The sequence below is a fragment of the Streptococcus timonensis genome (genome assembly GCF_047463455.1).
In the GTDB taxonomy this organism is placed as follows: Bacteria; Bacillota; Bacilli; order Lactobacillales; family Streptococcaceae; genus Streptococcus; species Streptococcus timonensis_B.
Window position 1 is genome coordinate 160,045 of record NZ_JASHDV010000002.1, and the last position, 13,693, is coordinate 173,737.

The 13,693-nt window shown below is 39.3% G+C and carries 13 protein-coding genes; 1 reads left to right on the forward strand and 12 read right to left on the reverse strand.

Annotated elements, in window-relative coordinates:
- Nucleotides 1-93 precede the first annotated feature (93 nt).
- From QM847_RS03965 to QM847_RS04020, 12 genes are all read right to left on the reverse strand, one after another.
- The gene (locus tag QM847_RS03965; protein ID WP_414353979.1) at nucleotides 94-1,419 is read right to left on the reverse strand and encodes an LCP family protein; all 1,326 of its coding nucleotides are present in this window, start codon (nucleotides 1,417-1,419) and stop codon (nucleotides 94-96) included.
- The gene (pheA, locus tag QM847_RS03970) at nucleotides 1,416-2,264 is read right to left on the reverse strand and encodes a prephenate dehydratase (protein ID WP_414353981.1); all 849 of its coding nucleotides are present in this window, start codon (nucleotides 2,262-2,264) and stop codon (nucleotides 1,416-1,418) included. Before pheA ends, QM847_RS03965 begins: the two co-directional genes overlap by 4 nt.
- Complete coding sequence (locus QM847_RS03975; protein WP_414353983.1) at nucleotides 2,261-2,737, reverse strand: shikimate kinase; 477 nt, start codon at nucleotides 2,735-2,737, stop codon at nucleotides 2,261-2,263. The genes pheA and QM847_RS03975 overlap by 4 nt, the downstream gene beginning before the upstream one ends.
- Complete coding sequence (aroA, locus tag QM847_RS03980) at nucleotides 2,730-4,013, reverse strand: 3-phosphoshikimate 1-carboxyvinyltransferase (protein ID WP_414353985.1); 1,284 nt, start codon at nucleotides 4,011-4,013, stop codon at nucleotides 2,730-2,732. Before aroA ends, QM847_RS03975 begins: the two co-directional genes overlap by 8 nt.
- 168 nt (nucleotides 4,014-4,181) lie before the next feature.
- A complete protein-coding gene (locus tag QM847_RS03985) occupies nucleotides 4,182-5,324 on the reverse strand; it encodes a TPM domain-containing protein (RefSeq protein WP_414353986.1) in 1,143 nt (380 codons plus the stop codon).
- Between the two features lie 254 nt (nucleotides 5,325-5,578).
- Nucleotides 5,579-5,917 carry a YlbF/YmcA family competence regulator gene (locus QM847_RS03990; protein WP_414353988.1) on the reverse strand — a complete coding sequence of 113 codons (339 nt, stop codon included), beginning with the start codon at nucleotides 5,915-5,917 and terminating at the stop codon, nucleotides 5,579-5,581.
- A gap of 10 nt (nucleotides 5,918-5,927) precedes the next feature.
- Nucleotides 5,928-7,031, reverse strand: a complete 1,104-nt coding sequence (locus QM847_RS03995) for a prephenate dehydrogenase (protein WP_414353990.1) — start codon at nucleotides 7,029-7,031, stop codon at nucleotides 5,928-5,930.
- A 9-nt stretch (nucleotides 7,032-7,040) separates the two neighbouring features.
- Nucleotides 7,041-8,207 carry a chorismate synthase gene (aroC, locus tag QM847_RS04000; protein WP_414353992.1) on the reverse strand — a complete coding sequence of 389 codons (1,167 nt, stop codon included), beginning with the start codon at nucleotides 8,205-8,207 and terminating at the stop codon, nucleotides 7,041-7,043.
- Nucleotides 8,208-8,216: 9 nt separating this feature from the next.
- Complete coding sequence (gene aroB / locus QM847_RS04005; RefSeq protein ID WP_414353993.1) at nucleotides 8,217-9,284, reverse strand: 3-dehydroquinate synthase; 1,068 nt, start codon at nucleotides 9,282-9,284, stop codon at nucleotides 8,217-8,219.
- Nucleotides 9,285-9,302: 18 nt separating this feature from the next.
- The gene (locus QM847_RS04010) at nucleotides 9,303-10,157 is read right to left on the reverse strand and encodes a shikimate dehydrogenase (protein ID WP_414353995.1); all 855 of its coding nucleotides are present in this window, start codon (nucleotides 10,155-10,157) and stop codon (nucleotides 9,303-9,305) included.
- Nucleotides 10,147-10,824 carry a type I 3-dehydroquinate dehydratase gene (gene aroD / locus QM847_RS04015; RefSeq protein WP_269797456.1) on the reverse strand — a complete coding sequence of 226 codons (678 nt, stop codon included), beginning with the start codon at nucleotides 10,822-10,824 and terminating at the stop codon, nucleotides 10,147-10,149. Before aroD ends, QM847_RS04010 begins: the two co-directional genes overlap by 11 nt.
- Nucleotides 10,821-11,984, reverse strand: coding sequence for a class I SAM-dependent methyltransferase (locus tag QM847_RS04020; RefSeq protein ID WP_414353997.1), 1,164 nt, complete (start codon nucleotides 11,982-11,984; stop codon nucleotides 10,821-10,823). The genes aroD and QM847_RS04020 overlap by 4 nt, the downstream gene beginning before the upstream one ends.
- Nucleotides 11,985-12,233: 249 nt before the next feature.
- On the opposite strand from QM847_RS04020, the gene QM847_RS04025 reads away from it, so the two are divergent.
- Entirely contained in the window at nucleotides 12,234-13,685 is a 1,452-nt protein-coding gene (locus QM847_RS04025) for an alpha-amylase (RefSeq protein WP_414353999.1), read from the forward strand.
- The last annotated feature ends 8 nt before the right edge of the window (nucleotides 13,686-13,693 follow it).

Genomic DNA, 13,693 nt, shown 5'->3' on the forward strand with positions numbered 1-13,693 from the left:
AAAAAGTGCCTATTATCTTATCCATTCATAAGAAAAATCAAAGCCCAATCACCTATCATAATAGATGCATTAGCTTTGATTTTACTATATTTTTTATCTCAATCCCATTTGGGCAAGCTTATTTTTATAAGCGTTTTGATCTACACGAAGGGCTTGACCACCGTAAACATCAAATTCGTCTTGCCAATCACCAAGTTCTGGTACTGTTACTCTCTCAATACCATTTTGAGCTCCATCTAAAATAGACAAGCCATTAGTTAGTAAGAAAGTATACGGAAGGTTTGTTGACGTCATAGAAAATACTTTCCCAAGAGCTTCTGAACCAGTGAATAGTTTTGTCGGGTCCTTAATTTGTTGCAAGATTGCTGACATAACCTGTTGCTGTCTCCGTGTTCTACCGTAATCACCTTCATCATCATCACGGAAACGGGCATAGTTAAGTAATGTAGAACCATTCATTTGTTGCTTACCAGCTCGAATAGTTTGGGTTGGAGATTCAGTTGCAGTCGCATGTAGATCATCACCTACAGTAGCTTCTGTGACTGGGACACCATTTAAGGTTGAGAATTGCGCATCGATGGTAACTCCATCTGGAAAAAGAGTATCAATTGCTGTGGCGAAGGCTTGGAAATCTACAAGAGCGTAATATTTGATATCCAAGTCAAAATTATCCTTGAGGACTTTACGTACTCTCTCAGCTCCTTGGTTCCCTTCCTGCTCTCCCAATTCATATGCCAGATTCAATTTATGATCGGCTTGTCTCTGACCATCAATAACTTGGCTATAGCCATCGATATAGACTAAGTTATCTCGCATAAAACTAACAAGTTTAATTTTTTTATCCTTACCACTGACATTCAAAACCATAATGGAATCTGTCCGTGTTTCTGCACTATTCTGTCCAATACGGCCATCCGTACCCAAAATCAGAATATTAACCCCATCACGAGTATCCTGCCCATTAAAGACTTGAACTTGAGCCGCTTTTGCATCTTTTGGCTTATTATTTTCCCTTGACTGAAAACCTTTTAAAAACATAAGAGTCATCCCTATTGCTACAAAAAGTAAAATTGTAAAAATCCAAGCAAACAATCGCTTAAAAGAGAAGCGACGTTGTTTCTTAGGTTTCTTAACTTTTTCTTTCTTTACTTTTTGTTTCTTAATTTTTTGCTTGGGAACTTTATGACGAGAGCTACGACTTCGATTTCCATAACTTGGAAGGCCTATGTTATTGGTTTGTTGAGGCAACTCCTCTAGTTCTTCATAGGGTTTAATCTCAGAAACTTTCTGCTGACCTTCTAGTTTACTATGCAAAAAATCAAATTCTATTCGTTCCTTTTCATTTAAATAATGAATATTTTTTAAGAGATAATCATAGCGTAGTTTTTCGTGATGAGATAGAGGATTTTCTCTAGTCATAGATTCTCCTTCCCTTTATCGTGTATAGTATAAATAGGGTAAGCTCCCAAAATTTTATATTGGATTCCAATAGCTTCTAATTCTTCTCTTGCAAAATGAACTAAATCTTTATCTCTATAATCAACATCGATAATAAAGAAGTATTCACCAAGAGCAGTTTTAAGGGGGCGACTCTCAATCTTTGTCAAGTCTATTCCTCGCCAAGCAAAGGTCGAGAGCGCCTTATAAAGAGCGCCAGGTAAATTGTCTGGTAAGGTAACTGCCAGACTCATTTTTTCTGTTGAGAACTGCAAAGCTATCTCCGGTAATTGTGCACCTAAGACCCAAAAACGAGTAAAATTAGCTTCCATCTCTTGGATATCTTCAGCAATCAATTCTAAACCATATTCATCAGCAGAATTTCTCGGAGCAATGGCTGCAAATGGTTGATCTGGATGTTCTGAGACAAATCTAGCTGCATAAGCTGTACTTGCTGTTACTTCTAATTCAGCATTTGGAAAATGCTGGTCGATATATTTTTTTCCTTGTGCAAGTGCCTGCGGATGAGAAAATATTTTTTCGATGGTTGAATGCCCAGAAACAGCCATTAACTGTTGTTGAATCGGTTGTACTATCTCTGCAACAGCCTGAATTTTCGCTTGATGATAGAGATAGTCTAAGGTCTCATGGACACTTCCTTCAATGGAATTTTCAACTGGGACAACAGAATAATCAACCAAGCCCTGTTCGTAAGCCTTGATGACATCTGTGATATTTGAAAATGGCTCTAGTTCCTCGTTGGGAAAAGCCGTTTGCACAACATGGTGCGAAAAAGATCCCTTGGGACCTAGATAGGCAATTTTCATCTCAGTTCCTCTATAATTTCTTCTGGACTTAATGTTGCTACATCTACAACCTGACTAGCCACTTCTTCATACCAAGCTTGTCTTTCTTCAAAAATCGCAGCCAAATCTTCCTTGCTATTCTTTAAAAATAGTGGGCGTTGATTGTTCTTATCGGCTGAAATTCGCTGGTAAAGGGTCTCAAAATCTGCTTTTAGGTAGATGTTGTCTGGATTTTCCTTCAGTAAATCACGATTTCTAGAAGAAACAACTACTCCACCACCTGTTGAAATGACTAGATCTGTTTTTAGCAAATCAGCTAAAACTTCTGATTCCACCTGACGAAAGGCTGCTTCCCCCTTTGCTTCAAAAAACTCAGCTATGGACATTCCAATACCTTGCTCAATCACAGCATCCATATCCACAAAATCAGGATCTAGTCCTCTGGCAATAGTAGATTTACCTGCTCCCATAAATCCTAGCAATACTTTAGCCATGAATCAGAGTCTCCAAATCATTGAAAAAACTTGGGTAACTAGTATTGATGGCTTCTGCACGGTCAAGTTCTACTTCTCCATCTGTTACTAAGAGGGCTACAATAGCCGTCATCATCCCAATACGATGATCCCCAAAAGTATTGATCCTAGCTCCATGAAGAGCAGACTGCCCCTTGATAATCATTCCATCCTCTGTAGGTGTAATGTCAGCCCCCATGCTATTTAAGGCATCTGCAACAATCTGAATACGGTCTGTCTCTTTGACTTTAAGTTCTTCAGCATCTTTGATAACCGTCACTCCCTCTGCTTGAGTCGCAAGAAGGGCAATAATTGGTAATTCATCTATCAGGCGTGGAATCAAGGCTCCGCCAATCACTGTTCCCTTCAAATCTGAAGTTTCAACAGTCAAGGTAGCAGATTTGGCAATTGGGTCTATTTCAGTAATCTCTAATTTTCCACCCATAGCCCGAATAACATCAAGAATCCCTGTTCGTGTTTCATTGATACCAACGTTCTTAAGTTCCACTCGAGAATTTGGTACAATCAAACCTGCTACCAACCAAAAGGCTGCACTAGAAATATCTCCTGGAACAACAACCGTTTGTCCACTAAGTTTCTGTGGTCCTTGGACAGTGATTTTCTTACCATCGACACTTAACTCCCCACCAAATTGACGCAGCATATCTTCTGTGTGATTACGTGTGCATTCTTTCTCGATAATGACTGACTGCCCTTGAGCCTGCAAGGCTGCAAAAATCAAGGCAGACTTGACTTGAGCAGAGGCGATTGGCAATTCATAATGTATAGGAGTTAATGTTTTTGTTCCTTTTAAGTGCAATGGTGGCAAGTCTCGTTCTGTTTGGCCAGAAATGCTAACTCCCATTTTTTTCAGGGGAAGAGTCACTCGGTCCATAGGGCGTTTGGAAAGACTGTCATCTCCAAACATCTCTACTGCAAAGTCTGCGCCAGCAAGTACGCCTGAAATTAAACGAATAGAGGTCCCAGAATTCCCCATATCGAGAGCATTCTGAGGGGCTTTCAATCCATTCAGCCCAACACCTTGAATGGTAACGACACCGTCTTTGTCTTCAATATCAACGCCGAGGTCACGAAAAACTTGCATAGTTGATAGGACATCTTCACCACGCAAGATATCATAAACCTTAGTCTCACCCTCAGCTAAGCTTCCAAAAATAATCGATCGATGACTGATGGACTTATCTCCTGGTACCCGAATAGAGCCGTTCAAGTGGCTAATAGTTGTTTTTAACTTCATACTAGACCTCATACTGACAATACTTTTTCTTATTTTATCATAAGAAGTCAGAAATTTCTTAAAAATTCCTGACTTTATGATAGTTAATAATATTTTTCAATACACTTTTACCTTTTTGATTTATTTCAACCTAAAGATCTTTAATAGCAATTCTTTTTCACTTTCAATTTACCAGCTATCTGAAGAGCCACCACCATCAAATCCTCCGCCATCCCAATCATCAGAAGACCAAGATGAACTAGAACTACCAGTATCATATCTAGATGTAGAAGAATCAAATCTACCATAAGAGCTTGACTGTACTCTTTGTGAAGCATAGTAGCTTTTTTTGAGCTCGGAAGTCCAAGAAGCATTCTTCACAAAATCTTTATCGTTTGGATAGAGTTTTCCCTTCCCATTATAAGAGTATTGAGAGCGGTTCAGCCTATCTAGTTGCTTTCTTTTAACTTCTGTGTAGTATGCTTCTATCAGTAATGTAGTCCAAGTATCATTAGGCAGAAAACCTTTTGAGTCTGGATAGAGTTTGTTATATCCTGCGTAGTTATACTGAGACCTAATTAAACGCTTATTTTTTTTATAGTCCGATTTACGTTCTTCAGTCCACGTATCGTTAGGTACAAAGTCAGGAAAATCTGGATACAGCTTACCCTTTCCCTCATACTCATACTTAGAAAAGCGGCATCTTTTTAAGTAATGGAACCAAATTGCTAAAAGTGCATAAACCAAGAAAATTAACGGCATGTACTTAAGGCCTATCTTAAGGATTCCCAAAATTATTGCTATGTATTTTAAGCTTTTTGGAAGCCGAGTATTATTATTCTCCTTCTTGTTTATGATTTCAGCTTTTCTAGACTCTGCTTTAGAAATGCCTACTAGAATTCTGTTAAGAGCATCAGTATATTTCCCTTCTTTCATGTAAGGCTTCGAATCATTTAGTAAAGAACTGGCCTTCGAGTCAGGTAGCCAAATTGCTGCTTCGTTGGATGTTTCAATACGAAACTTCCTATCCTTTATAGCAATAGCGATTAAAATTCCACTGTTGGAATCTTGTTTCCCAATTTTCCATTTGCGTGCAACTTCATTGGCTACCTCCTCGATACTGGAACCGTCCAGGGTATCTACAATGTAAATACCTACTTGGGTCTCACTTCCAGCATTCATACTCTCTAACGTTTCTGCAACACTAGTGGTTAAATAACCATTAGGATCGTATATACCATTTAAAGGTCGATCTGGAACAACCATATTAGCCGCCACTAGTGGCATAAAAAAGAATAAAGGGATAATTAAGAGTAAAATTAACTTTTTCATAGGAGATCCCCCACAAGACTAATCAGTTAAATTGATTTTTAGGGACAAACTTTGCATCTTTCTCTGTTCCAATTAACTCAGCTCTATAGTTAGAAACCTTCAAATATGTTTTGAATTTTGATTATTAGTAAAGACAATCATTCCCACAGTCATTATTAAACAGACCAGGCTAATAATTCTAGCTTATACAGTAGTTATCGATAATAAAAATACGATTGAGAAAATACCGATAAATCATAAACAAAATAGATTTTTTATTTTAGCAATTCTGAAATCGGTTCAAAAACAATTCGTTCAATATCTGATAGATAAATAGACAATTGTTGTTGTTTGTTAAAGAAACTTGAAACTAGGTCGTTCCCTTCAATTTGCTTACCAATAGAATCAATTTTTTCTTGGAAAGATCCATCTGGCATCTGTCCAGTTTGTGCCATGAATTGGATTTCTTGTTGGAAAGCAATGTAATCTTCGAAGATTTTATTAGCTTCTGCATCTGCATGGATAGCATCTTTTGCTTCTTTAACAGCCTTGTATTCAGGTAATTCGCGTAATCCGCGACTTAGTTCGTTTGCACTATCATAAATATTTGACATGATTTTCTCCTTATTTGATGACTACTGTGTAGTCAGTATTTTCTGTAATCACATGCTCAGCTCTTTCCAAATCCTGAGCATTTTTAAATGAAATTTGTAGAATCCCATGAACATCTTCACGATTTTCTTCATTGATGTGGATATTAACTAGGGAAGTTCCTCTTAATAGTTCTAAGATGCGTAAAATCACATCCTCCTCATCGGGAATATCAACAAACAAATCATAAGAACTATCTACTCCTCCACGTTTGTGGATTTCCATAGCCTGTCTGTGTTCACGCGCTTGATTGAAGAAATTCCAAATCTGGCCCTCGTCTTCATCCCTGATTGCCTGACCTATCTCATCCAAACGCCCCTTGAAATCCTCGATCCGTTCAATAATGGTCTCTCGATTGGATAAGAGGATAGAAGTCCACATACCTGGTTCACTCTCAGCAATCCGAGTCATATCTCGAAAACCACCTGCGGCAAAGCGTCCAGCCAACTCATGTTCTTGGGCATAAAGGGCCGTCTGCTCCATTAAACCAGAAGCCAAAATATGAGGAAAATGGCTGACTTGAGAGGTTACCTTATCATGCTCAGCCGCATCGATTTCAATGAAACGAGCATGGAGACCTGAGAGTAGATTTTTCATTTCTTCGAGCGTATCCGAAGTTGTCAGACTAGAAGGAGTAAAGATGTAGTAGGCATTTTCAAAAAGATTGACATCGGCAGAGGCAGCACCTGTCTTGTGACTCCCTGCCATAGGATGTCCACCGACAAATCGAACAGACTTCCCTGCAAAATTTTCCTCTGCTGTATCCACAATAGTCGACTTGGTCGAACCTGCATCCGAGATAAGAACCCCTTCTTTCAAGTTCAAGCTTGCCAACTCCTGAATAAAAGCAATGGTTTGCTTGATGGGCAGGGTCAGTATGATGATATCAGCTAGGGGAGCGAAACTGGCAAAGTCATCCGTCGCTCGGTCAATCATTCCGCGCTCCAATGCAATATCTCTTGAAGACTTGCTTCGATTATATCCTAAAATTTCATAATCGGGATGATCTCGTCTAATCCCCAAAGCCATCGAGGCCCCTATCAAGCCAAGCCCTGCAATATAGATGGTTTTTGACATAGGAACCCCTTAAAAGTTCTTGCTGTATTCACGGTGTTTATCCACCGCCTCTTTTAATTCTTCTAAATTATCAGATGAGAATTTTTCTAGAATTTCCTGAGCTAAGACAGTTGCAACTACTGCTTCCATTACTACCCCAGCAGCAGGAAGAGCAGTTGGATCACTTCTCTCCACAGTTGCCTTATAGGGTTCATGGGTCTCAATATCCACGCTCATCAATGGTTTATATAGAGTGGGAATTGGTTTCATAACGCCACGAACAACAATTGGTTGTCCATTAGTCATACCACCTTCAAAACCACCGAGATTATTGGTCCGTCGTGTATAGCCATCTTCTTGTGACCATAGGATTTCATCCATGACTTGACTACCCTTAAGATAGCCTGCTTTAAAACCAAGTCCAAACTCCACACCTTTAAAGGCATTGATAGAGACAACAGCTTGTGCCAATCTAGCATCTAGCTTTCTATCCCATTGGACATAGGAACCAAGACCGACTGGAATTCCTCCAACAACGGTTTCCACAACACCACCGATGGTATCACCATCGCGTTTGATTTGGTCAATATAATCCTTGATTTCTTGATCACGTTCTTGGTTAACGATAGAAACTTCTGACTGAGCAGCTAGTTTCTTAATCTCTGCGACTGTCAAGTTTTCTGGAACATCGATTTCTTTTCCACCAAAAACCACAACATGGTTAGCAATTTCGATATCAAGCTCAGCCAATAGGCGTTTAGCCACAGCCCCAACTGCTACCCGCATAGTCGTTTCACGGGCAGATGAACGTTCCAGGGAATTTCGCAAATCATCAAAGCGGTATTTGATACCTCCTACCAAGTCGGCATGACCTGGGCGAGGATGAGTGATTTTTCGTTTGCTTTTAAGTTTATCCTCAATATCCTCGGCAGACATGATATCCAGCCATTTTTGGTGGTCTTTGTTAATGACATCCATGGTGATAGGAGCCCCTGTCGTCTTTCCGTGACGAACACCAGAAGTAAAGACAACCTGGTCAGTCTCAATCTTCATACGACCACCACGACCGTAGCCACCTTGACGTCGCTTAAGATCCTCATTGATGTTGTCTGCAGTCAAAGGAAGGCCAGCGGGAACTCCTTCGATAATAGCCGTCAGACGCGGTCCGTGTGATTCTCCTGCAGTTAAATATCTCATACCTTCTCCTTATTTTACCAAGTAGTCTGTCATTTCTTCGAGAGAAACTGGGTGAATGGTCGCTGAACCAAGTTCTGGCACCAAAACTAATTTCATGGTATTACCACGCGCTTTTTTATCATGAATCAAAGCCTGATAAAGCTTATCAACATCCCAGTTTTCATAATCAACAGGAAGGCCAAATTTCTGACACATTTCTCGGATGGACTGGGTGATTCCTTCTGGCATAAGACCTTTTTTCTCTGCTACTTTAGACACCTGAACCATTCCCATGGCTACAGCTTCTCCATGCATGACACGTCCATAACCGGCAGTTGCTTCAATAGCATGGCCGATTGTGTGACCAAAGTTGAGATAAAGGCGAATACCATTGTCCAATTCATCTTCAACAACCATCTTGCGCTTGACCTGACATGAGTTCTCGATCAAAATTTCGGAATTTTCCAGAATGCTCTCAACTGAACCATCCATTTCAGATAATATGTCCCAGAGTTCTGTGTCTTCGATTAGGCCATACTTGATGACTTCACCCATTCCCTCAATCAATTCTCTTTTTCCCAAAGTTTCAAGGACAAGTGGATCAATCAAAACTCCATCTGGTTGGGCAAAAGTTCCCACCATGTTTTTTGCAAAGGAAGTGTTGACTCCTGTCTTACCACCAATAGAAGAATCAACCTGGGCAGTTAAACTAGTTGGAATTTGAACAAAATGAATTCCTCGCATATATGTAGAGGCTACAAAGCCTGCTAAGTCTCCAACAACTCCACCACCGAGGGCAACGATGCCATCACTACGAGTTAAGCCTTGTTTGACTAAAAATTCATAGACTTTCTGAACAGTTGTTAGGTTCTTTCGTTCCTCACCTTCTAAAAAGTCAAAAACCGCTACTTGAAAACCAGCATCCTCAAGACTGAGTTTTACTTTTTCTGCATAGAGAGAAGCCACACGGTTATCTGTTATAAGGACAACTTTTTGCGGCTCCCATAAGTCTTGCAACCATTTACCGGCCTGAGATAGAATCCCCTTTTCAATCTGAATATCATAAGGATGGTGTGGAATGTCAATTCTGATTTTCATACTAGTGGCTCCTATTCTTTATTGATATTTTTCTGTTAAGGCCTGCCAAATTTCATCTGTTGGCATATCCTTACCTGTCCATAGTTTAAAAGCCTCTGCTGCTTGATATAGAAGCATACCGAGTCCGTTAATAGTCACATTTTCCTGGCTTCTAGCCCATTGTAAAAATGGTGTTTCAAAAGGCTGATAAATAATATCTGCCACCAAGACTTGTGGAGGCAAATTCAGTTTTATAGGGACTGGTGATGATTTTCCGTCCATCCCTAAACTAGTAGCATTAACCAGTAAGTCAGACTTAGCGATTATTTCTTGTAAGATTTGAACATTTTCTAAATCATATAAGTCAACTTTAAAACCTGTTTCCGCCTGCATTTTTTCAAGATATACTCTTGTTTTTTCGATAGAAGACGAGCGAACAAAAACAGAAATCTGACTAGCACCGTCTAAAATTGCCTGAGCTAAAATAGATTTAGCAGCTCCACCAGCTCCCAACAAGGTCATTCTTTTTCTAGAAATTTCAAAAGAAGGCAAGCTCTTAAAGAATCCCTTGCCATCTGTATTATATCCAACTAAAGTCCCAGCTTGATTCACTACTGTATTCACAGCACCAATCAGACGGGCCTCCTCACTCAACTGATCCAAATAAGGAATCACTTGCTCCTTGTAGGGCATGGATAGATTGATTCCAAACATCTGGTAGCGGCGAATATTGGCAACTGTTTCATATAAATCAGTCGCTTCAACTTCCCACGCTAGATAGACACCATTGGTCTCTGTTGCCTGAAAAGCACTATTATGAATGAAAGGAGAAATAGAATGTTTGATAGGATTTGCAACGACAGCAGCTAGACGCGTGTAGCCATCAATCTTCATTCAAAATCTCCCGAATTTTTTTCATATTAGACAAAGAAATCTGTCCTGGAGCACTAGCTACATCTAAACTTGCAAAAGACCAGCTAGAACCCGTAACATCCGAAGTAATACGAGAAACCTTACCTACTTTCCCCATAGATATAGTCACATATTCTTGTTCAGGATTAAGAGTTTTGAAACCTCTAGTAAAGTTCATCAGGTCTAATACATCTTGTTCAGTATGGGCCATAACTGATACTTTCACTACTTTTGGATTCAGGCTAGTTAGTTCAGACAAGATTTCCATCATATTTTCAGGTGTTTCTTGGAAATTATGATAACTCAAGACTAAATTTGGGAAATCCAACATCTGATCAAAAACATCCTTATTCCCAAAATACTCAAAATCTACATATTCAGGTTGATAGAGCTGGGTGACATCCTTAATAACTTGAACATATTCTTGAGCTGATAAGTCAATCTCCCCACCCTCACTACGAGTACGCAGGGTAAAAAGTATTTCTCGTCCTGCAAATTTCTCGAAAATAGCTGGTGCAACTTGTAAGATTTCATCTTTTGGCAGAAAATCAGCACGCCATTCGATGATGTCTGCATCTTCATAACGATTTGCATCAATTGCTTGCGCTTCCTCTAAACTCTTTGGCATAACAGAAACGACTAATTTCATTTAGTTACCTTCATACTAATCACCTTGAGGTAATTACTACTTTCATCTTTTTTGTTATAAACAAAGTCTGCTGGAAGTCCATATTTATCTAGTACCTGATAAGTCCTTCCTGCAAATCCTTTATCAATTTGTTCTGTAAATTTCTGGCGGGAAACATTGGCAGCATTGGTACTTGCAATGATGATTCCTCCCGGATTTAAAATATCAAGACTTTGGGAAATCAACTTGTGATAGTCCTTTGCTACTGAGAAGGTTTGTTTTTTATTGCGAGCAAAGCTTGGTGGATCTAGTACAATCACATCATAGCTCAAACCTTTACGTTTAGCATATTTGAAATACTCAAAAACATCCATAACGATAAAACGGTGGTTATCCAGACTCAATCCATTTGCATTAAAATGGGCCTCCGATAACTCTCTAGATCGTTTGGCCAGGTCAACAGAGGTTGTTTCACTAGCACCTCCCATGGCTGCTGCAACTGAAAAAGCTGCTGTATAGGAAAACATATTCAGTAGTGATTTCCCCATAGCTAAGCCATCCACTAAACTACCACGAACATCATGTTGGTCTAAGAAAATACCTGTCATCAACCCGTCATTCATAAAGACCTGGTAAAGGACTCCATTTTCTAGAACTGTAAAATTCTCCGGTGCTTCTTCCCCATAAATATGAGCCGACTCATAGTCCAATCCCTTAAATCGAATCTTCTCATAAGCACCCAAAACTTCTGGGAAAACTTGAGAAAATGCAGCAACTATCTGCTGACGCAGTTGATAAACATAAGAGTTATACCATGAAAAGACAAGGTAATCCCCATAAAGATCCAATGTCAAGCCACCGAATCCATCACCTTCTTGGTTAAATAAACGAAAGGCAGTCGTCAAATCATTCTGATAATAAGACTCACGTTTATCCTTAGCTTTTTTAAAAAGTGTTTCAAAAAAAGATTGATCAAAGGAAATATTTTGACCGGTTACAAACCAACCAATTCCCTTATTCTGGGATGATAGATAAGCCTTACCTAAGAATTGCTTACCTTGGTTATATAGCTCAACTTCTATATCGGTTTCAGATAGTTCTGGAAAATCTTCTTTCTCCAAAACAACCTGCCCCTTATGTATTTTTTTTTCAACACCTCGGCTGACCAACATTTTTTTCATAGATACTATTATACCAAATTTTGTGACAATTCACAAAATAGAAATTATTTAACATTCTATAATATATCAAGATTTGACGCATAGAAGTGAGGTGATTTGCAATTCTTCTTTTATCATAATTCTAATCCTAACCTGTAAATTCTAAAAGGAATAATGCCCTAAAGATATTTTTAATGAGCGCAAACGTTTGCGTAATTTAATCTCTTATGCTAGAATATAATTCATCACTGAAAAGCAAGAGGACTATCTATGCAAAATCAAACTCTTATGCAATATTTTGAATGGTATCTACCTAGCGATGGACAACATTGGTCACGTCTAGCTAATGATGCTGAACACCTAGCTCACCTAGGAATTAGTCATATTTGGATGCCACCCGCTTTTAAAGCGACAAACGAAAATGATGTGGGATATGGAGTCTACGACTTATTTGACTTGGGAGAATTTAATCAAAAAGGTACAGTTCGTACTAAATATGGTTTCAAAGATGACTATCTCCATGCTATCCAAACTTTAAAATCATATGGTATCCAACCCATGGCAGATGTCGTCTTAAATCACAAGGCTGCTGCAGATCGTTTAGAATCTTTCCAGGTTATAGAAGTCGCTCCTGAAGATAGAACTATTGAATTGGGCGAACCTTTTACCATTAATGGCTGGACAGGTTTCACCTTTGACGGAAGACAAAATACCTATAATGATTTTCAATGGCACTGGTATCACTTTACAGGGACTGACTACGATGCCAAAAGACGCAAGTCTGGTATCTACCTTATACAAGGTGATAATAAAGGATGGGCTCAAGAAGAACTAGTGGATAACGAAAATGGGAACTATGACTATCTCATGTATGCTGACATTGACTTCAAACACCCGGAAGTTATTCAAAATATCTATGATTGGGCTGACTGGTTTATCCAAACAACTGGTGTAAGAGGTTTTCGTTTAGACGCTGTTAAACACATCGATTCTTTCTTTATGGGAAACTTTATCCGTGACATGAAGGAAAAATACGGCCAAGATTTCTATGTCTTTGGGGAATTTTGGAATCCAGACAAAGACGCTAACCTTGATTACATAGAGAAAATTGGAGAGCGCTTTGACCTTGTCGACGTCCGTCTCCATATGAATCTTTTTGAAGCCAGTCAGGCTGGTACTGATTATGATTTACGAACCATTTTTGATGACAGCTTAGTTCAAATCAAACCAGATCGAGCTGTAACCTTTGTCGATAACCATGATACCCAACGAGGACAAGCCTTAGTATCTACTGTTGAAGAATGGTTCAAACCCGCCGCCTACGCTCTCATTCTTTTGCGAGAACACGGCCTACCATGTGTCTTTTATGGTGATTACTACGGTATTTCTGGACAATATGCCCAAGAGGATTTTAAAGAAGTACTCGACAGCCTTCTAACAATCAGAAAAGATTTGGCATATGGAGAGCAAACTGACTACTTCGATGATCCTAATTGCATCGGTTGGGTCCGTTCAGGAGCTGAAAATCTGTCTCCACTTGCCATTCTAATCTCTAATGCCCAAGAAAATTACAAAACCATGTTTGTAGGCCAAGAGTGGGCTGATCAAACCTTTGTTGATTTACTCGGTAATCATTCTGCTCAAGTAACTATCAATTCAGATGGATACGGAGTTTTCCCAGTAGCGGAACGTTCTCTCAGCGTTTGGGGACTTGCTAATTAAAAACAAAA

What these genes read in the sequence shown, in the direction of transcription:
- QM847_RS03985 (WP_414353986.1), bottom strand. Translation starts at nt 5,324, where the DNA reads ATGAAAAAGTTAATTTTACTCTTAATTATCCCTTTATTCTTTTTTATG.
- QM847_RS04025 (WP_414353999.1), top strand. Translation starts at nt 12,234, where the DNA reads ATGCAAAATCAAACTCTTATGCAATATTTTGAATGGTATCTACCTAGC.
- aroD (WP_269797456.1), bottom strand. Translation starts at nt 10,824, where the DNA reads ATGAAATTAGTCGTTTCTGTTATGCCAAAGAGTTTAGAGGAAGCGCAA.
- aroC (WP_414353992.1), bottom strand. Translation starts at nt 8,207, where the DNA reads ATGAGATATTTAACTGCAGGAGAATCACACGGACCGCGTCTGACGGCT.
- aroA (WP_414353985.1), bottom strand. Translation starts at nt 4,013, where the DNA reads ATGAAGTTAAAAACAACTATTAGCCACTTGAACGGCTCTATTCGGGTA.
- QM847_RS03995 (WP_414353990.1), bottom strand. Translation starts at nt 7,031, where the DNA reads ATGTCAAAAACCATCTATATTGCAGGGCTTGGCTTGATAGGGGCCTCG.
- aroB (WP_414353993.1), bottom strand. Translation starts at nt 9,284, where the DNA reads ATGAAAATCAGAATTGACATTCCACACCATCCTTATGATATTCAGATT.
- QM847_RS03965 (WP_414353979.1), bottom strand. Translation starts at nt 1,419, where the DNA reads ATGACTAGAGAAAATCCTCTATCTCATCACGAAAAACTACGCTATGAT.
- QM847_RS04010 (WP_414353995.1), bottom strand. Translation starts at nt 10,157, where the DNA reads ATGAAGATTGATGGCTACACGCGTCTAGCTGCTGTCGTTGCAAATCCT.
- QM847_RS03975 (WP_414353983.1), bottom strand. Translation starts at nt 2,737, where the DNA reads ATGGCTAAAGTATTGCTAGGATTTATGGGAGCAGGTAAATCTACTATT.
- QM847_RS04020 (WP_414353997.1), bottom strand. Translation starts at nt 11,984, where the DNA reads ATGAAAAAAATGTTGGTCAGCCGAGGTGTTGAAAAAAAAATACATAAG.
- QM847_RS03990 (WP_414353988.1), bottom strand. Translation starts at nt 5,917, where the DNA reads ATGTCAAATATTTATGATAGTGCAAACGAACTAAGTCGCGGATTACGC.
- pheA (WP_414353981.1), bottom strand. Translation starts at nt 2,264, where the DNA reads ATGAAAATTGCCTATCTAGGTCCCAAGGGATCTTTTTCGCACCATGTT.